This window comes from Enterococcus sp. FDAARGOS_375 (genome assembly GCF_002393265.1).
GTDB lineage: Bacteria > Bacillota > Bacilli > Lactobacillales > Enterococcaceae > Enterococcus_D > Enterococcus_D innesii.
In genome coordinates this window covers 1,905,082-1,922,726 of record NZ_CP023515.1, presented here as the reverse complement: position 1 = coordinate 1,922,726, position 17,645 = coordinate 1,905,082, and the positions used below count along the sequence as shown (strand labels likewise).

General features: G+C 43.7%; 16 protein-coding genes. 5 read left to right on the top strand and 11 right to left on the bottom strand.

Going from position 1 to position 17,645, the window contains the following annotated elements; all coding sequences use genetic code 11:
* Nucleotides 1-87: 87 nt before the first annotated feature.
* Genes CO692_RS10315 through CO692_RS10300 form a run of 4 tightly spaced genes read left to right on the top strand, consistent with a single transcriptional unit; the run spans nt 88 to nt 3,489 of the window.
* On the top strand, nt 88-1,263 hold the full coding sequence (locus tag CO692_RS10315) for a betaine/proline/choline family ABC transporter ATP-binding protein (RefSeq protein ID WP_005227327.1): 1,176 nt from the start codon (nt 88-90) through the stop codon (nt 1,261-1,263).
* Between the two features lie 3 nt (nt 1,264-1,266).
* Nucleotides 1,267-1,902: an ABC transporter permease gene (locus CO692_RS10310; RefSeq protein WP_016609633.1), complete on the top strand. Its 636-nt coding sequence runs from the start codon at nt 1,267-1,269 to the stop codon at nt 1,900-1,902.
* Nucleotides 1,902-2,822, top strand: coding sequence for an osmoprotectant ABC transporter substrate-binding protein (locus CO692_RS10305; RefSeq protein ID WP_086293917.1), 921 nt, complete (start codon nt 1,902-1,904; stop codon nt 2,820-2,822). The genes CO692_RS10310 and CO692_RS10305 overlap by 1 nt, the downstream gene beginning before the upstream one ends.
* A gap of 4 nt (nt 2,823-2,826) precedes the next feature.
* Complete coding sequence (locus tag CO692_RS10300; RefSeq protein ID WP_005227316.1) at nt 2,827-3,489, top strand: ABC transporter permease; 663 nt, start codon at nt 2,827-2,829, stop codon at nt 3,487-3,489.
* 131 nt (nt 3,490-3,620) lie between these two features.
* Here the strand turns inward: CO692_RS10300 and CO692_RS10295 are convergent, their stop codons facing one another.
* The 5 genes from CO692_RS10295 to CO692_RS10275 form a co-directional block, all read right to left on the bottom strand.
* Nucleotides 3,621-6,452, bottom strand: coding sequence for an endo-beta-N-acetylglucosaminidase (locus CO692_RS10295; protein WP_096742195.1), 2,832 nt, complete (start codon nt 6,450-6,452; stop codon nt 3,621-3,623).
* A 193-nt stretch (nt 6,453-6,645) separates the two neighbouring features.
* Nucleotides 6,646-6,912 carry a Txe/YoeB family addiction module toxin gene (locus CO692_RS10290; protein WP_002294198.1) on the bottom strand — a complete coding sequence of 89 codons (267 nt, stop codon included), beginning with the start codon at nt 6,910-6,912 and terminating at the stop codon, nt 6,646-6,648.
* Nucleotides 6,912-7,175 carry a type II toxin-antitoxin system Phd/YefM family antitoxin gene (locus CO692_RS10285; protein ID WP_086293915.1) on the bottom strand — a complete coding sequence of 88 codons (264 nt, stop codon included), beginning with the start codon at nt 7,173-7,175 and terminating at the stop codon, nt 6,912-6,914. The genes CO692_RS10290 and CO692_RS10285 overlap by 1 nt, the downstream gene beginning before the upstream one ends.
* A gap of 153 nt (nt 7,176-7,328) precedes the next feature.
* The gene (locus tag CO692_RS10280; RefSeq protein WP_096742194.1) at nt 7,329-9,269 is read right to left on the bottom strand and encodes a glycoside hydrolase family 127 protein; all 1,941 of its coding nucleotides are present in this window, start codon (nt 9,267-9,269) and stop codon (nt 7,329-7,331) included.
* Between the two features lie 49 nt (nt 9,270-9,318).
* Nucleotides 9,319-10,218, bottom strand: coding sequence for a helix-turn-helix domain-containing protein (locus CO692_RS10275; RefSeq protein ID WP_096742193.1), 900 nt, complete (start codon nt 10,216-10,218; stop codon nt 9,319-9,321).
* A gap of 120 nt (nt 10,219-10,338) precedes the next feature.
* On the opposite strand from CO692_RS10275, the gene CO692_RS10270 reads away from it, so the two are divergent.
* Nucleotides 10,339-11,601, top strand: coding sequence for a glycoside hydrolase family 27 protein (locus CO692_RS10270; protein WP_096742192.1), 1,263 nt, complete (start codon nt 10,339-10,341; stop codon nt 11,599-11,601).
* A gap of 66 nt (nt 11,602-11,667) precedes the next feature.
* On the opposite strand, the gene CO692_RS10265 is transcribed toward CO692_RS10270, so the two are convergent.
* The 6 genes from CO692_RS10265 to CO692_RS10240 are packed head-to-tail and all read right to left on the bottom strand — an operon-like array spanning nt 11,668 to nt 17,643.
* Nucleotides 11,668-12,858, bottom strand: coding sequence for an arabinan endo-1,5-alpha-L-arabinosidase (locus CO692_RS10265; RefSeq protein WP_192940708.1), 1,191 nt, complete (start codon nt 12,856-12,858; stop codon nt 11,668-11,670).
* Between the two features lie 51 nt (nt 12,859-12,909).
* Nucleotides 12,910-13,173, bottom strand: coding sequence for a DUF6171 family protein (locus tag CO692_RS10260; protein ID WP_096742190.1), 264 nt, complete (start codon nt 13,171-13,173; stop codon nt 12,910-12,912).
* A 4-nt stretch (nt 13,174-13,177) separates the two neighbouring features.
* A complete protein-coding gene (locus CO692_RS10255; protein WP_096742189.1) occupies nt 13,178-14,623 on the bottom strand; it encodes an alpha-N-arabinofuranosidase in 1,446 nt (481 codons plus the stop codon).
* Complete coding sequence (locus CO692_RS10250; protein WP_096742188.1) at nt 14,624-15,607, bottom strand: family 43 glycosylhydrolase; 984 nt, start codon at nt 15,605-15,607, stop codon at nt 14,624-14,626.
* A gap of 3 nt (nt 15,608-15,610) precedes the next feature.
* Complete coding sequence (locus tag CO692_RS10245) at nt 15,611-17,038, bottom strand: glycoside hydrolase family 43 protein (RefSeq protein WP_096742187.1); 1,428 nt, start codon at nt 17,036-17,038, stop codon at nt 15,611-15,613.
* The gene (locus CO692_RS10240; protein WP_096742186.1) at nt 17,035-17,643 is read right to left on the bottom strand and encodes a DUF624 domain-containing protein; all 609 of its coding nucleotides are present in this window, start codon (nt 17,641-17,643) and stop codon (nt 17,035-17,037) included. Before CO692_RS10240 ends, CO692_RS10245 begins: the two co-directional genes overlap by 4 nt.
* Nucleotides 17,644-17,645: the final 2 nt, after the last annotated feature.

Genomic DNA, 17,645 nt, shown 5'->3' with positions numbered 1-17,645 from the left:
ATTTGAATAACACGTGACTTTTCGGCATACTTATTACAGATTATAAGCCATTATTCAGATTGCTTAAATAAAAATAGAGGTGACATCATGATTGAGTTTCAGCAGGTATCCAAAATTTACAAAGGTGGTAAAGTCGCTGTTGAAGATGTGAATCTTTCCTTTGAAAAAGGCGAATTCATTTGCTTCATCGGGACAAGTGGTAGCGGAAAGACGACTTGTATGCGGATGATCAACCGTATGACGGATCCTTCTAAAGGAAAAATCTTGATCAATGGAAAAAGCGTTACAGAGATCAACCCAGTGGAATTACGCCGTCAAATCGGCTATGTGATCCAAAGCATCGGTTTAATGCCTCACATGACGATTCGGGAAAACATCACATTGGTTCAAAAATTGTTAAAAGTCAGCCAAGAAGAACGCAACAAAACTGCCGAGCGCATGATCGACTTAGTGGAATTGCCACGAGAAATGCTCGACCGTTACCCCAACGAATTGTCTGGAGGGCAACAGCAACGGATCGGTGTTGTCCGTGCCTTGGCAGCTGACCAAGATGTCATTTTAATGGATGAGCCTTTTGGCGCACTAGACCCAATCACTCGTGACTCCCTACAAGATTTGGTCAAAGACTTGCAAGAACGGCTTGGAAAAACTGTCGTCTTTGTTACCCATGATATGGACGAAGCATTGAAGCTTGCTAGCCGCATCGTGATCATGAGTGAAGGAAAAGTCATTCAATTTGATACACCAGAAAATATTCTGCAACACCCGGCAACACCGTTTGTGGAAGAATTGATCGGTGAAGACCGCTTGTTACAAGCAAAACCTGACACGACGCCAGTCAAAGACGTAATGTTAAATACCCCGATCGCTATCACACCAGAAAAATCCTTACAAGAAGCGATTCACTTGATGCGGGAAAAACGGGTCGATACCTTGCTGGTTACCGACAATAGCAACGTGCTAAAAGGCTACATCGATGTCGAATCCATCGACCGCAACCGTGGTAAAGTTACTAGTGTCGGCGATATTTTGAACAAAGATGTCTTTTTCGTTCGCGAAACCGCCTTGTTGCGGGATACCTTGCAACGTATCTTAAAACGCGGCTTAAAATATGTGCCGGTAGTAGATGCCGACAAACATTTAGTTGGGATTTTGACCCGTGCTTCCTTAGTTGATATCGTTTATGACGTGATTTGGGGCGATGAGCCATCGATCATGGAAGCCATTGAGTCGGCGAAACCTGAAGAAACTGAGGAGGTCTAGCGCATGCAAAGCTTCTTTAATGAATATGGCGGCCAATTGGTCACCAAAAGTCTTGAACATTTGTATATTTCCTTTGCGGCTTTGCTCTTAGGGATTCTTGTTGCCGTACCGATCGGTGTGATCTTGACCCGTTTCCCCAAAGCAGCAACGGTCGTGATCGGCATCACCAGTGCGCTGCAAACCGTGCCTTCTTTGGCACTATTGGCATTGATGATCCCGATTTTAGGTGTCGGAAAAGTCCCTGCTATCGTCGCTCTTTTCATTTATTCCTTGTTGCCGATTTTGCGAAATACCTACATTGGAATGAAAAAAGTCGATTGGAATTACCGCGATGTTGCCAAAGGGATGGGGATGACCAACTTACAGTCGATCATCAGCGTGGAATTACCCCTAGCGATCCCAACGATCATGGCAGGGATCCGCTTATCGGCCGTCTATGTTTTAGCCTGGGCTACCTTGGCTTCTTACATTGGTGCCGGTGGACTTGGTGATTTGATCTTTAGCGGACTAAACAATTACCAACCGCCTTTGATTTTTGCTGGGACGATTCCAGTGACGATCTTTGCTTTATTAGCTGACTGGTTACTGGGTTTGTTAGAAAACAAACTGACACCAGCTGCCTTAAGGGGGGATGCGTAATGAAAAAAACTTCAAAATTAGCGCTGTTGTTTTCCTTAGGTGTCGCTTTACTGTCCGGCTGTTCCTTTCCCGGTTTAGCCTCGACTTCTGATGAGAATACCGTGGCGATCACAGGTGGGATCACTTCCGAAGCCCAAATTCTTGGCGCGGTGGTTGCCGGTATGGTCGAACACTATACGGATAAAAACACAACCGTCATTAACAACTTAGCAACAACGACCATCAATCACCAAGCAATGATGAATGGCGATGCGTCGATCTCAGCTGCCCGCTACACAGGCACTGACTTGACCACGACGTTAGGGTTGGAGCCAGAATCTGATCCGCAAGCCGCCTTTGACAAAGTCAAATCAGAATTTGAGCAACGGTACCAACAGACTTGGTTCCCTTCTTATGGCTTTGATAACACGTATGTCTTTCTTGTCAGGAAAGACACTGCCGAAAAATACGGATTGGAAAAAGTCAGTGACTTGAAAGATGTCGCAGATCAATTGGTCGCAGGGGTCGATACCGCGTGGATCACACGGGTCGGCGATGGGTACGATGGCTTCCAGAAAGCCTATGGATTCTCTTTCCAAAATATCCTACCGATGCAGATCGGTCTTGTCTATGATGCTGTTGATAACGGAAAAATGGATATCGTTTTAGGGTACTCAACCGACGGCCGGATCGGTAGTTACGATCTCGTGATGCTAGAAGATGATCTAAACTTTTTCCCGCCTTATGATGCCGCACCGATCGTCGATGACAAATTATTGGAAGAAACACCTGAAATCGGCGATGCCCTGAACAAATTAGCAGGCAAAATCGATACCGAAAAAATGCAAGAATTGAATTATCAAGTGGATAATGACCTTCTAGAACCAACGGTAGTTGCCGAACGTTTCTTAGAAGAAAATAATTATTTCGAAGGAGAGTGACGAAATGGCAGACATGAATTTATTCCAACAATTTCTTTTCTATTTTCAAGAAAATGGCGGCTATGTTTTTGCCCAGTTCATTCGTCACTTCTTGATTTCAATCTACGGGGTACTTTTTGCCTCGATCGTCGGCATTCCAATCGGGATCTTGATTTCTAAAAAAATGCGTTTGGCAGATTGGGTGATTCGTTTCGCCAATATCATCCAGACGATTCCATCTTTAGCGATGATCTCGATTTTAATGATCGGCATGGGCTTAGGTGTGAATGTCGTGATTTTAACGATTTTCCTTTATTCTTTGTTACCGATCATCAAAAATACCTATACCGGCATGCGCCAAGTCGACCGCAATACGTTAGATGTCGGCAAAGGGATGGGGATGACTAGCTGGCAGCGATTGTATATGATCGAATTGCCATTGTCTGTTTCGGTGATCATGGCAGGGATTCGAAACGCCTTAGTCGTGGCGATCGGTATCACCGCCATTGGCGCTTTCGTTGGTGCTGGTGGACTGGGGGACATCATCATCCGCGGAACCAATGCGACAGATGGAGCATCGATCATCTTAGCCGGTGCTTTACCAACTGCCTTGATGGCAATCATTACGGATCTTGGGCTAAGCTTTATTGAACGCCGCTTAGATCCCGCCAGCCGTACGTCACGCTAAACTTATTGGGAAAAAGCAAAAGCCGTTGTGACCATTTATTGGTCGCAACGGCTTTTTTGGTTCGGTCATTTTTCAGAAAAGCATCGCTTCAGCCGCTTCCCTTTTTAGGGTTAACGCCCTGCTCTTTTTTGCTATTTATCCATTCCGTATACTTCGACTTCATAGATTCGGGCTGCTGAGTCTGCTCCTTGTGTTGGTTTATCAATACTGATTTTTACATATTGCACCTTCTTGACGGCAAACGTATTGGTGCTATTGCCTGCTTCATTTTTCAACGTTCGTGAAACTGGCTCATAGTCTTTGCCGTCTTCACTGACGAGCACCGTATACGCCCGCGTATTCATGTCTGGGCCTTCTCCACCAGCTTCCGCATGGGCGAGGCGTACTTCACTGACCGTTTGTGGTCGACCGAGATCGATCATCAACTCATGAGGCGCATTGCCTGTCGCACACCACTTCGTACTCAAATCACCATCGAGGGCAAAAGCTGGTGCTTCGGCATCATTGACAAACGATGAAGCAGTTGCTTCGGCATCTTTTGAAAGCAGCAGCAACTCTTTCGGCGCATCAGCAGAAATCGTGATCAATCCCGCCATTTCCAGAGGGGTCTCTCCTGCTTCGTTTTTGGCAACAAGCGTGACTTTGTAGGTACCTGGTTCCGAATAGGTCACTTGGGGATTTTCTTCTGTACTGCTGGTGATATCGCCGCCTTCAAACGTCCATTCAAATGCTTCGGCATTCGCAGATGAGGTATTCGTGAAGGTGATCGTTTCCCCCGGTGCCGCTAAGGTTTTAGAGGCTGTAAAGGCTGCTTTTGGCAGCTGATTGTTCGGCCAAGTGATCTCCACCGTATCGGATAGCTTGCCGCGATTGCCATAGCGATCCACTGCCACCACCGCGAACTTGGTTTTCGTCCCTTTTGGTCGTTCAACGGCATTCAAATAGTGGTTGGTTGCTGGCGTAGCTGCTAAGAAAGAGCGTGAGCCGTCATCGTTCAATTGGTAGACCTCATAAACCGCAGCTGTCTTGTCCTTGGCAGCTTCCCACGTTAAACGGACACCCGCATAGTTGCCCTCTTCTTCATCAAAGAGCACATCCTCAACCGTCAATGCTTCGGCAGCGAATTTCTCCGCTTTCTGATCTCCGATCGTTAATTGCCCTAGATTCAACTCATAGACATCACTGGTTTCTTTCGTGGTTATGTCATAACCGATCGCTGTCACTTCCCCTTTGATGTCTTTCAATGAGTAAGTGATCGTCGTCCAGTCTGTTGCGACCTCTTTGTCTCCTTTGATCGTTTGTGTTGAACCATCAGCTAAAGTCACGACCAAATCAAGAGCTGTCGGTACCGTTGCTTTGACAGTCGTCGTCAACTTCGTCTTTTTCGTCACAGGAAATGCTGTCTGATACAATTCCATGTGACTGGTACTGCCTTTTGTCATCTGTCCACGTAGTTTCAGTGCATTTCCGCCATTATAGGCATCCGCATAATTGATTGATACAGCCAAATCATTGTCTTTTCCATGGTCAAAGACCCAACGATAGGTCGGCAAAACAGCTTGCAAACTTCGGTTGTTCCAATTGCGGCTGGACACTTTTTCTCCCTCGATAAAATAGTTGTAGCCATTCCCAAAACTAAAATTCGTCACAAAAGGCAGCTCTGTGATAGCGGTCTGTTCCAGGGCATACGTGGAGATCCCAGGCCACTCTGTCGCTTCTGGCAGCTGGCTTTCCCGAGGATCGCCCGTGTTATTGACCCAAAAAGCATTCTCTTTGCTTTGGAAATCATCCGGCGTACTAGCAGAAGAATAGGTCCAGCTAGGCACATACAGGCCCAATGAGGTATAAGGAACGCCTTTTTCATCCGTAAACAGATCCCAGCGCACAGGCGTTGAATAGCCATTTTCTTGTACATCGATCCCAGCAAAAAGATCGTAAGGATCGACACCGATTTCACGGGCTTTTTCATTGGAGGCCTTCAACAGCTCTTTGTCCGCCAGTTTGTCAGTGGTCCACCAGAAATTCAAGAACATACTATCTGCCAATGGGTTCATCTCTGCATCCACCAAATAGGCTTTGTTCTTATCCGTCAAAGCGTTTTGCCAATCCATTTTCCCATCACTCGTCATGGAATCATACCACATGATCTCTAAATGCTCGTCGGCTTGTTCTTTGAATTGGGCGATCAATTCTTGCATTGCTTTGGCGTGGCTTTCATTTAGTCCTTTACCATCAGCCCCCGATTGTTCGACACCTTCCGCTGCATCATCAAAACTAGTGACCGCCGTATCGGTTTCTTGATTGATGAACCAGCCATCAAAGCCATACGTATTGGCAACTTCGATCATTTTTTCTACGATCGGAAAGTTGCCGTCCTCATCCTTAGCTAAAAACGTATCTAGCCATTCCAGCTTCCCACCATGGGCAGTTTGCGGAAAGAAGATCGTTCCTAAAACCGGCACGCCATTCCTATGAGCAGCATCCGTTACATCAGGACTTGGCGGTACGATGATCCCTTCGCCAGAAGAGCCGCCCCAATAAACCAATTGATCGATGTATTGCCAATAAGAAAAGACATTGGCATCAAAGGTATTGATCCCACGTGGTGCATTGCCGCTCGTACTGCTATTCATAATCGAAAGCGCCACGACTTTGGTTTCTGCCGTTTGCGTGTCATTCATCTTCGGCAACGTCTCTTTAGCTGCCCGCTGCGCTAATGGAACAACGCTGGTATTGTATTTCGCATCTGGATCTTTTTCAAAAGACCATGCCAACAAATCCTCTGGGAACCAATAAGACGACTCCGGTTGATTGTCCATCGCTTTTTCCAACGTACTTTTGGCTGTTTCTTGGTAAACGACTTTTCCAGTTGTCTTCGCCTCACTTTGGGTGCAGCCACCGATTGCCGTTGCCGCTGCCAATACCAACAAAGATGCGCCAACTTTACTGATTTTCCTTGTCACACTTCTTCCTCCTTGTTTTACATAAACCGGCCAACATTCCTACACTAAAACGATAACGCTTTCAAAGACCGGAATATAGGAACAAATTAAAGAAATCATGCAACAAATCCAAGAAGGTTGAGTTTAGAAAAAAAAAGAGCCTCCTTTTTGGGAAGCTCTTGGTCAACTAGCTAAAAAATCAGCTCTTCACACTTCATTCATAATGTGTCCATGCAGAATAAATTTCCACAACTTTATTTTCCTCATCAACTTTGTAAACCACTCGATGTTGCCTATTCAGCCTACGTGAATATCTGCCTTCATGTGTAGGTCTCAGCTTTTCAAAAGACTGCGTGGGCATATATGGATCTTCCTTCAAGGTCTGAATCACTTCTTCAAACTGTTTCTTTAAATTCGATTGTTTGATTTTCCTTAGATCCACTTTCGCAGAGTTTTTAATTGCGACTGTATAGTTACTCATCAAAGAGCTTCCCAATCAATATCATCAATATCCGTAAAGCCACTGTCGTCTTTTTCGCGGTCTCGTACTTTGTCTAGAGTACCTGTTTGCTCAAGAAAAAGGGTTTCTTGAATCGCTCTCCAGTCTTCTAGCCCAATCAACACAGCATTGTTTCCACTACGATCACTAATAATCTCAATTTCAGTATGGTTTTCATTTACATCTTTCAATAACTGATAAAAATTTTTGCGAGCAGTGCTAGGATTCATCGTTGTATTAGCCATTGCCTCTCCTCCTTTTCTTGATATAATTATAGCGTACCTGATTGAGTACGTCAAAAATACAATAATGCACTTATATACAGTGAACTTTTCCCGCTATTTTCACATAGAAAAAAGAGCCTCCTTTTAGGGAAGATCTTTGGCCCTGCTTACTTCTTACACCTTTCCAACGAGCGGCAGCCAAACGCGCATTTCGCCTATGCCCCGATTGCCCCATAAATGGTATGGGATCAGTTGCCACGTACGAGGTATGACCGTTTCCGCTCGTTCTTCGTAAAGGGTTGTTCCCGACCATTCTTCGCTTTGGTAGCCTTTGATCGCCAAACGTAAAGTAGTTGGCAACAACGTATCCTCTTTCGAAAAGGTCGCCTTCAGCGCCTGTGGGTCGATGCGGCAACGCCAGAGTGCTTGACCATTGTCGGCTTCTTCTATGCAATACACGAAGGGGCCACGTTGCAATGCGACTTGATTGATAGCTTGAATAACTTGAGGATTCGCACGCAGGATTTGCAATGGTTGTTCAAAACGGATATTGGCCGTCACGTTTTCGACTGCCTCAAAGATGATTGCCTCGTTCGTCTTCTGCCATTCGTGTTCACTCTCGATTTGAAACTTACTTAGTCCGTTAGGTTTGTGGATGATGAGCGTCTTTGAAATGCCTTGATAGCGAATCGTGAGGTCCTCTGTAAAAGGAAACCCGCCCGTTTGTTCAAACGTAAATTGGTCAGGTTCTTCTAAACGGCTTGCTACAAATAAATTCACGTAAAGCTTCTCTTGATCGTAAGTGTAAACCAAGCGCTGCAGCGAAGCGACCATCCGCGCAAAATTCGGCGGACAACACGCACAACCGAGCCAATCGGGTCGTTGAGCTTTGACGTGGCCTTTGCCAGGATTTTCCTGATCTCGTTGGGGATTGACCTCCAAAGGATTCACGTAGAAAAAGTGTTTGCCGTCAATTGCCGCACCAGAAAGAACGCTATTATACAACGCTCGTTCCATCGTCGCTAAATATTTCGGTTCATTGGTTAGTTTGAACAGCTCAAAAGAAAATTGGACCAATGCAATAGCTGCACAAGTTTCACAATACATCGTATCATTCGGCAAATCATAGGGACCGACAAAGGCTTCCCCGTGAACGGTTGAGCCGACGCCCCCGGTCACATACATTTTCTTATAGGCGATGTCTTCCCAAATCGCTTCGCAAGCATCGATTAATTCTTGATCTTGGGTATGCTGGGCGACTTTTGCCATCCCGCTTGCCATATACAGCATTCGTACCGCATGACCTTTGGCTTCATGCTGCTTTTTAGGTTGATCGTAGGCTTGTAAATAAGTGAGGTCTACCCTTGGCATTTCATCTGATAAGCCATCCGCTTGGTTTTTCAAGATTTCTTTTTCGTAAAAGGCAGGATCTTCCCCACGTACCTCAAGAAAGAAATCTGCTAATGTCAAATAGGTTTGTTTACCAGTGTATTCATACAAACGCACCAGCGCCAATTCGATCTCTTGATGGCCATCAGCACCTTGAATTTTTCCAGGCTCCCGCCCAAAATGCGTGCAAATATTGGCGATATTTTTCTCTGCCACGGTCAGTAATTTATCCTTGCCTGTCGCTTGATCATAAGCGATAGCCGCTTCGACTAAATACCCGGCACAATAAAGTTCATGACTGAAATACAACTGACGGTATTTTAACTTCGGTCGGGTCAATTGAAAGAAGGTATTTAAGTAGCCATCCGCTTCTTGTGCCGCAGCAACTAAGTCAATCACTTCATCTACTGTCTTTTCCAATTGCGGATCGCTAGTATTCAACAAGCTATACCCAGCCGACTCGATCCATTTGTAGACATCACTATCTTGGAAAAACCAGCCAAAATGTTCCCCTTCCATTTGCCCTGCAGCGATGCGAAAATTCGCCAAGGCATGGCTTTTCCCAGCTGGCAAATTGGGATCTTCCCGTTCTGCTTGAACATCTACATCGATTTCATCATTTAGGACTTGGTATTGGTAAGGAATCGTTTCTTTGCGAACAAGCTCTTGGTATCCTTGCCAAAACTCGTCCGTGAGCTGGATCTTGTTTAATGCGAATTCTTTCATTTCGTTCTCCTGTTCTTTTATTTTTTAAGTTTGATTATTCGTTTCATATTTACTTCATTAATAAAAAGGCCGGATCATCTCCTGTGATATGTTGCCCTGCCTCCTCTTTGATCGTTTGCTTATATAAGAGCTGGTAAGCTTTAGGACTCATGCCTTTTTTCTGTTTAAAGGTATTGGTAAAGTGCTGCCTACTGTTAAATCCTGCTTGAGCGGCAATTTCGACGATTGGCAGCTGACTATTGCTTAGTAAAAATGCTGCCTGCTTCAGACGCTCACTAGTGAGAAAATGGTTGACCGTCACTCCCAGTTGCTCATGAAAGAGTTTATGCAAGTAGGCTTTCGTAATCCCCACAGCCGCTGCGATTTGGGAGACTTGAATATCTTCATCAAAATGCTGTTGAATATAGTTGACCGCAGCGTTCACATAACAATTGCCCCGTTTGGTTTCTTTCGTACGTAATGAAAAGGCTAATTCCATCAGCATCCGCTTAAACAAGAGCTCGATCGTAAATTGCCGTTCAGCAGACGGTTGCTCTTGAGTATCATCGATCATTAGCAGCTGCAGCAATGACTTGATCGCTTGTCCAAATTGGCGGACATCGCGACTTTTCGCGTAAGGCTCATTCAATTGTACATTTCCTTTGATGTATGCAAAAACATCACGAACACAAAGGCCGGACGGTGTCTCACTCAGAAGAAATTCAATATTCAGTAAGGTGCAGGAATCTCCTTCAACGAGTAAGGCGTGTTCCACAAACGCGTTTATGAAAACGAAATCATTTCTTTCCAGAACAATTACTTGATTTTCAATCTTTATCTTACACTTCCCTTTGGTCACAAACATGATCTCACACGCTGGGTGTTGATGTGGATCCATGGAAAAACGCTCAAGGGCAACACTATAGTATGCTGTAATCTTCGCATAGTTTGTTTCTTGTGGAAACACCATTGATCAACTCCTTTTTCATTCGTTGACGATTTCTTTCTTTTTTATTTCTAGTTGACAAAACTTTCCCTCTCTTTTTTATTGCTTACTATACTATAAGAAAAACGTACTAGGAGGAAATCGATGTCTTTTTTACATTTTGCACAAACACCCCCAATGGGATGGAATTCTTGGGACTGCTATGGCGCTTCTGTAACCGAGGCAGAAGTGATCGCCCATGCTGATTTTATGGCAGAGCATTTGAAAGCTTACGGTTGGGAGTATGTCGTCGTAGATATTCAATGGAGCGAACCAGAAGCAAAGTCTACAAAGTACAATGATTTTTATCCATTGTGTATGGACGACTATTCTCGCTTGATTCCTGCTGAGAACCGTTTCCCTTCAGCAAAAGATGGCGCTGGTTTCAAAAAACTTGGTGACTATCTGCATCAAAAAGGGCTGAAGTTTGGTATCCATATCATGCGTGGCATTCCACGACAAGCAGTTCATCAAAATACGCCGATCAAAGGAACGGATAAACGGGCACGGGACATTGCTATGAATTCAATCTGCCCTTGGAATACCGATATGTATGGGGTCGATGTTTCATTGCCTGAAGGACAGCTTTATTATGATTCTTTGCTCGAATTATATGCTTCTTGGGGTGTTGACTTTATAAAGGTGGATGATATCGGCGATTCAAAAATTTACGGTGATGCCCATAAAGCAGAAATCAAAGCGATTCGCCGTGCGATCGATCGATCGGGTCGAGAGATCGTCCTTTCTTTGTCTCCCGGACCAGCTGCCCTCAAAAATGGTAGTTTCTTTCAAAATCATGCCAATATGTGGCGCTTGACGGATGACTTTTGGGATCATTGGGACGCCCTTTACGCCATGTTTGACCGAGCAGCAGAGTGGGCACCTTTCGTTCGTCCAGGTAACTGGCCTGACTGTGATATGCTGCCGTTGGGTCATATCGGCATTCGAGCAGTTGATGGAGGTGGTGGTGACAGCTGGACACGTTTTACGGAAGACGAGCAATACTTATTGATGAGTTTATGGACGATCTTCCAATCTCCATTGATGTTTGGTGGTACTTTACCAGACATCGATCCCTTTACCTTACGTTTATTGACGAATACTGAAGTCTTAGAAATGTATCGAAGAATCCATACGAAAAAAGAGTTCTATCGTGATCAAGAGTGGATCATTTGGGAGGCGTTGAGCGACACCGCAGTCTACTATGCCATTTTCAATGTTTCTGATCAAACACAAACCATCCCAAAATCGATCACTGATTTACTACCAATTAAAAGCGGCACTGAGTTATGGCAACAAAAAGAACAAACAATTGCCGATGCTGAGGTTCCTACTCATGGTGTCCGATTATTAAAAGGCAATATTTAGTAAAGCCGGCAGCAGTATACGTTTATAAGCAGCACAATGCAACCTACTCATTGTGCTGCTTGTTTTTTATTCTTCGTACACTTTTCGACCAAGAAATGCTACGCCTTGATCATTGATTCCAGAGAAAAACAACCTTTCTTTTTGGTCGATGTACTCATAATATGGGACAAATTCGTTTTCTCCCCACAAGTAACTTCGTCCTTCTTTTTTTAATGCTGTTATTTCTTGCAATTGAGAAGATATAACTTGAGATTCATGATCAAATTGGATGATTTCCCACTTTCCTAACAGAGTTTCCTGCTCTGGCATTCGTGAAACACTTCCTTGATAGATTGAAGCAGAGATTACTGGCCAGCCTGATTCCAGCCAATAGAGTTTACGTATCTGTAAATGGAATTGGTCACTGAATGGTTTTCTCCGTGCATGATGCACAACGAAGCTTTCTTTATTGGTTTGCGTAAAGATCGAATTATGACCAGGAGCGTATACAACTGGTTCTTCTGAGAACTGATAGCTGCCCAGCAGTTTAGTCCCTACTTCGGTGGGCGTCTTTTCTTGATCCGTCATGGCCGTACCATGCCAGTCCAGATATGGCCCTGTAATTTCTTTTGCTCGGGCGACACGGATATTATACGAATCGTTAAGGGAGTCGAAAGAAACAAACAAATAATAATAATCGGTTTCAGGATGATAATAGATAAATGGGCCTTCAATAGCAGTATCAACTGTTTTCGGACGAAAAGCAATCCGTTGACCATAGCTCTTTTCTTGAAGTTTTCCAGTTTCTTTGTTCAATGGAGCAATATAGATTCCGCCAAAAAAAGAACCATAGACAAACCACTGCTCACCTGAGCGGTCAAAAGCAATATTGGCATCGATCGCGTTATGCTGTGCAAGAGTAGCATTGGTTTTAACAACCTCTCCTTGATCTTCCCAAGGGCCCAAAGGATCTGATGCTGTAGCTAAGCCAATAAAAGAAGTGGTACTGCCGAATGTCGAAGCAGAATAATACATACGGAATTCGTCCTTATAGCGAATAACTTCCGGTGCCCATAGTCCTTGAGCCTTGCTCCATTTTACTGCTGGTTCAGGCATTTCTGACAATGCCTGTTTCTCAAATTGCCAATGGATCAAATCTTTTGAACGACGAATTGGTACACCAGCCGTTTTGGGCTGTTGTGTGTCCGTTGAATATAAATAAAAGGTGTCTTCATGTTCAATAATCGTAGGATCATGAACCCCATTGATCGCTGTCATGTCTTCCCTCATCTCCTAATTGATTTATGCTATTTTATAAAAACAGGACAGCTACTTGACGAGCTGTCCTGTTTGTTCCCACATTCCTGCAGGACAGTTTTTCTTAGCTAAGTTTGCGCGAAACCGATAAAAGCAACCGCATTTGGTACAGGTATGATTCAATCGCAGTGGACAGGTCTCACAAACAGCGATTCTCCTACTGACGATCTCCGGCGAAGCCAAGTCGCTTTCTAAAGAAAGTTGTTCTGCAATCAAGGATTCAATGTCTTCCTGTGCTGCTGCAGCATCTTTCACTTCGCATCCTTTACAAGTCATGGGATCAGACTGTCAATGAGATCGTTAGAACACTCATTGCTGGCACCCGCAAGCTGACTTTGTTCTCTTTGACATCGTAAGCGGTGAAGTCTTGGATCACCACATCTTCAGGATGATCAAAATCATTGTGTGCGTTCATTTTGTCCCCCACGATATAACGAGCTTCTTTCACTTCATTGATCGCTGTTTCCAGGGAGAAGGTTAATTCTTCCGTGCCTTGGGTAGCAAAATTACAAACCGATAGATGGATCGTATCTTCTTTTTTCGAAATCGTATACGTAATGGTATCGCTGCTGGTTCCATGGCTATCAATGGTTTCAGCATCTTGATGGACTTTGTACAAATCAAAGACATGATAGCTTGGGGTTTTCACCATTTGTTCGCCATCTGTCAAAATCATCGCTTGCAGGACATTGACGGTTTGTGCGATATTTGCCATATGCACTCGCTTGGCATGTTTATGGAAAATATTCAAGGTGATCGCTGCGACCATGGCATCACGGATCGTATTTTGTTGGTATAAGAAGCCTGGATTCGTCCCAGGTTCTGCTGAGAACCAAGTGCCCCATTCATCAACAATGATTCCCACACGCTGTTCTGGGTCATACTGGTCCATGATCGCGCTGTGGCGGGTCAATAATTCATCCATGTAGGCTGCTTTTTCACAGGTCACTTGCCACTCTGCCTCATCAAATTCCAAGGCGCTACCTTTTTCTTCCCAGCCTTGCGGATGAACGTAGTAGTGCAAGCTTAGGCCGTCCATCAACCAATGGGCGTTTTTCATCAGCGTTTCTGTCCAATGATAGTCTGCGACATTCGCTCCGCCAGCAACTTTGTAGATTTTTTTGTCACCGTATTGGCGGACATAGGTTTGATAGCGGCGATACAGATCCGCATAGTACTCTGGCCGCATATTGCCGCCGCAGCCCCAGTTTTCGTTTCCTACGCCAAAGAATTTCATTTCCCACGCTTCTTCATGGCCATTTTCTCTGCGAAGATCAGCCATCGGAGAAATGCCATCCATCGTGATGTATTCCACCCATTCCGACATTTCTTGCACCGTTCCGCTGCCGACATTGCCGTTGACATACGCGTCACATTCCAGCTGCTTGATCAATTCAAAAAATTCATGGGTCCCGAAATGATTGTTTTCAGTCACGCCGCCCCAGTGCGTGTTGACCATCGTTTTGCGGTTTTCTTTAGGACCAATCCCGTCTTTCCAATGGTATTCATCGGCGAAGCAGCCGCCTGGCCAACGCAGCACAGGGATTTGAATGTTTTTCAGTGCTTCAACCACATCGATCCGCATCCCATTTTTATTTGGGATCGGCGAATCTTCTCCAACGTATAATCCTTCATAGATACAACGGCCTAAATGCTCTGCAAAATGACCGTAGATATATTTGCTGATCGTTGTTCCTGATTTTGTGTTTTGAATGTTAATCGTCAATCAGTTCACCTTCATCTCTAATTTATTGTTTGCGACCGGCTCGCCAAAAACTGGGAATCCTTTTTCATCCCAAGTGAATGGTTGTGCAACTGCATGTCGATTCGGGTTTGCCAGAGGATCGCCTGCCTGATTTCTTTCTGGTCTTGCATGATAAACTAAAATGTCCTCACCATCTGCCCCTTTTGTAAAAGAGTTATGTCCCGGTCCATATTGAGAATTCCGTTCTGACGTTTGAAAGACTGGCTCTTGGGATTTGTGCCAAGAAAATCCATTCAATAAATCACTATTTTCGTCTGTCCACAATAATCCCATAGCGTAATTTTCATCTGTAGCACTGCCAGAATAAGTGATAAAAATCTTACCATTTCGCTTAAGCACGGCTGGTCCCTCATTCACCATGAAACCAATCTGTTCCCAAGGGTATTCAGGGATCGATAGTAAAAGCTGCTTTCCTTTTAGCGTCCATGGATTTTCCATTTCTGATAGATAAAGATTAGAGTTTCCTGGAATTCTTGGATCTTGTTGCGCCCAAACATAATAAAGTTTCTCCTGATGTTCAAACACAGTTGCATCCAAACTAAAGCTTTCAAATTGCGTGATGACCTGTCCTTTTTCTTCCCATTCCCCTTCAAAAGGGTCACTTGCATTATTTTCGATCACGAACATTCGATGATGATGATTTTCATTTCTGATCTCTTCATTATCACTCGCGGCAAAATAGATATACCACTTATCAGCGATAAAATGAATTTCTGGCGCCCAAATCAATTCACTCATTGGTCCCGACTCATGTGCCTGCCAAACCGTCTTTCTTTCCGCATCTTCCAGTTCATTGAGGCTTTTCGCTCGTCTAAGTTCAATCGACTGATACCCAGGAACTGAACCTGTAAAATAATAGTAACCATCGGAATGTAAATATACCCAAGGGTCTGCTCGTTCATACACGATTGGATTTTGTATTGTCTCTGCATTTGCTTTTGCCATACCTTACTCCTCATTCCTAACAATAAATAATGGTACTCCTGCTTCTGAGGTACCTGTAAATGTCATTACTTGCTTTTGCTGATTTTCATCCCAGCCGGAAAGAAACTTCCCTTTGTAAACAGTGTCATCGATAACCACACTTGAATCTTCTTGACTATTCTTTTCTGCTAGTTTCCATGTTCCAGTGCGATCACCTTCGATCGTGCCATTTTTTTCAACTGTAATTTCCTGTGGTTCTTTCAAATCATCCGTTAAAAACTTGTCAAAGGAAATCAGCGTATAGGCACCCGTAACTTGATTCTTTGTATAGTCAGCAATCGTTTCTTCGCTGTATCTCAATGGAGAAACAACCGGCCAGCCTGCTTCTGTGAAAAACATTTGATGGACTCTCACAGAATGGTATTCTCCGCTATTTGGAAAACGTGTATGGAAAATCAAGTAATATTGATTGGTTTCTTCATCATAATAGGTCGAGTTGTGACCTGGCGAAACATAGCCCACCCCTTCATTGCTCGTATTTTCGGTATATAGGAAGTTCCCCATAATTTTAGTTCCGAAGTCTTGAATACTTGCGTCATCAAAAACCGTTCCAAATTTCCCTTTGACCTCAGCCATTGGATTTCCTTGGCTGTCTTCATAAGGACCATCGGGATTCTTTGACCGCGCGACTCGAAGGTTATATCCACCGTCTGCATCTAGCCCACCAAATGAAGTGAACAAGTAATAGTAGCCATTTTCTTGATTATATTGAATGTATGGTGCTTCGATGCGACTGTGATTTCCGCCCATCAAATGTGTTCCGTAAGAATTGCGATCTTTAGGCAAACCCGTTTCATCATCCATTTCTAGGATAAAAATCCCACCTGAGTATGATCCATAGACCATCCATAATTTTCCTTCATTGTCATAAAAAACATGAGGATCGATCGCATTTGGATGAATCGCTGCATTGTACGCTTCACCAAACTGCGGAGAGGTTCCTGAATAAAGAAAAGATTCGACTTTTTTATAAGGACCTTCAATAGAGTCAGATACCGCCACTCCCATTACGGAGAGCGGTGAAGTTCCTTGACACAAACAATAGTACAAATAGTATTTTCCATTCTTAAACTGTTGGATATCACTAGCCCATAACGTATCTGTCTGTGCGTACTCAAACTCTTCTGCCAATTCTTCTCGAATATTCTCAAATAGTGTATCTTCAGATACTGAATTAGATATCTGCTCCCACTTCATCAAATCCTGAGACTTGGCAAATTGCATATGTGATCCAATAATATAAAATGTATCATCCGCTTTGATCACCGATGGGTCATGGACACTAACATCGGCAAACTCAGGAGGGGACAAGACTTCTTCAACTGCAGAAGCAGTACAGCCAGATAAAAGAACCATTAGAGGAACACACGAGAAAAGAAATTTTTTGATCATGATTTTAACAATCCTTTCTTGCTATAGCCTGACAACAAGCACTTGCTGGCACTGTATAAAAAGATTGAAATTGCGACAAAAAAGAACCAATGATACGCCATGCTAACAATTGAAAATGTGAGAACCATTAAAAGACAAAGAAACGATTCTTTTGGTAACAAGAATGGACTCGTCAATGAAAAAATAGCTTTTTTCCGCCACTTATCTTTACTCAATCGAGTGACTAAGGATAAATTGATCAATACTAAAATCACATAACTAAACAAAAACAAAAGTGGCCATTGGAAAAATGCTCTCATTAGATCACTTTGCTGCACAATCAGCAATTCCAAATAGAGAATGCCTAGAATAAGTGGAAATATAAAGACCCGCCATTTGTATAAGCGAATGGCTGACACATAGTTTTTCCAAAATAAAGTCAATACTTCTATATAAGAGTAATAGCCTGTAAATAGATCCTCTTTATTTAGAATCGTTAAGATAGCAACAGTACTGGGAACAAAGCCGACCACAAAAAAACCAGCTAAAATACCTAGAAGCCACAAAATATTTAGTTCTATCAGAAGTACGAATGCATTTAGCCAGTTCATTGCTTTTAGAAACATCT

Bases quoted from the DNA above. Each gene is read 5' to 3' on its own strand.
- CO692_RS10315 (WP_005227327.1), top strand. From the start codon at position 88: ATGATTGAGTTTCAGCAGGTATCCAAAATTTACAAAGGTGGTAAAGTC.
- CO692_RS10310 (WP_016609633.1), top strand. From the start codon at position 1,267: ATGCAAAGCTTCTTTAATGAATATGGCGGCCAATTGGTCACCAAAAGT.
- CO692_RS10305 (WP_086293917.1), top strand. From the start codon at position 1,902: ATGAAAAAAACTTCAAAATTAGCGCTGTTGTTTTCCTTAGGTGTCGCT.
- CO692_RS10300 (WP_005227316.1), top strand. From the start codon at position 2,827: ATGGCAGACATGAATTTATTCCAACAATTTCTTTTCTATTTTCAAGAA.
- CO692_RS10290 (WP_002294198.1), bottom strand. From the start codon at position 6,912: ATGAGTAACTATACAGTCGCAATTAAAAACTCTGCGAAAGTGGATCTA.
- CO692_RS10285 (WP_086293915.1), bottom strand. From the start codon at position 7,175: ATGGCTAATACAACGATGAATCCTAGCACTGCTCGCAAAAATTTTTAT.
- CO692_RS10280 (WP_096742194.1), bottom strand. From the start codon at position 9,269: ATGAAAGAATTCGCATTAAACAAGATCCAGCTCACGGACGAGTTTTGG.
- CO692_RS10275 (WP_096742193.1), bottom strand. From the start codon at position 10,218: ATGGTGTTTCCACAAGAAACAAACTATGCGAAGATTACAGCATACTAT.
- CO692_RS10270 (WP_096742192.1), top strand. From the start codon at position 10,339: ATGTCTTTTTTACATTTTGCACAAACACCCCCAATGGGATGGAATTCT.
- CO692_RS10265 (WP_192940708.1), bottom strand. From the start codon at position 12,858: ATGACAGCGATCAATGGGGTTCATGATCCTACGATTATTGAACATGAA.
- CO692_RS10260 (WP_096742190.1), bottom strand. From the start codon at position 13,173: ATGACTTGTAAAGGATGCGAAGTGAAAGATGCTGCAGCAGCACAGGAA.
- CO692_RS10250 (WP_096742188.1), bottom strand. From the start codon at position 15,607: ATGGCAAAAGCAAATGCAGAGACAATACAAAATCCAATCGTGTATGAA.
- CO692_RS10245 (WP_096742187.1), bottom strand. From the start codon at position 17,038: ATGATCAAAAAATTTCTTTTCTCGTGTGTTCCTCTAATGGTTCTTTTA.
- CO692_RS10240 (WP_096742186.1), bottom strand. From the start codon at position 17,643: ATGTTTCTAAAAGCAATGAACTGGCTAAATGCATTCGTACTTCTGATA.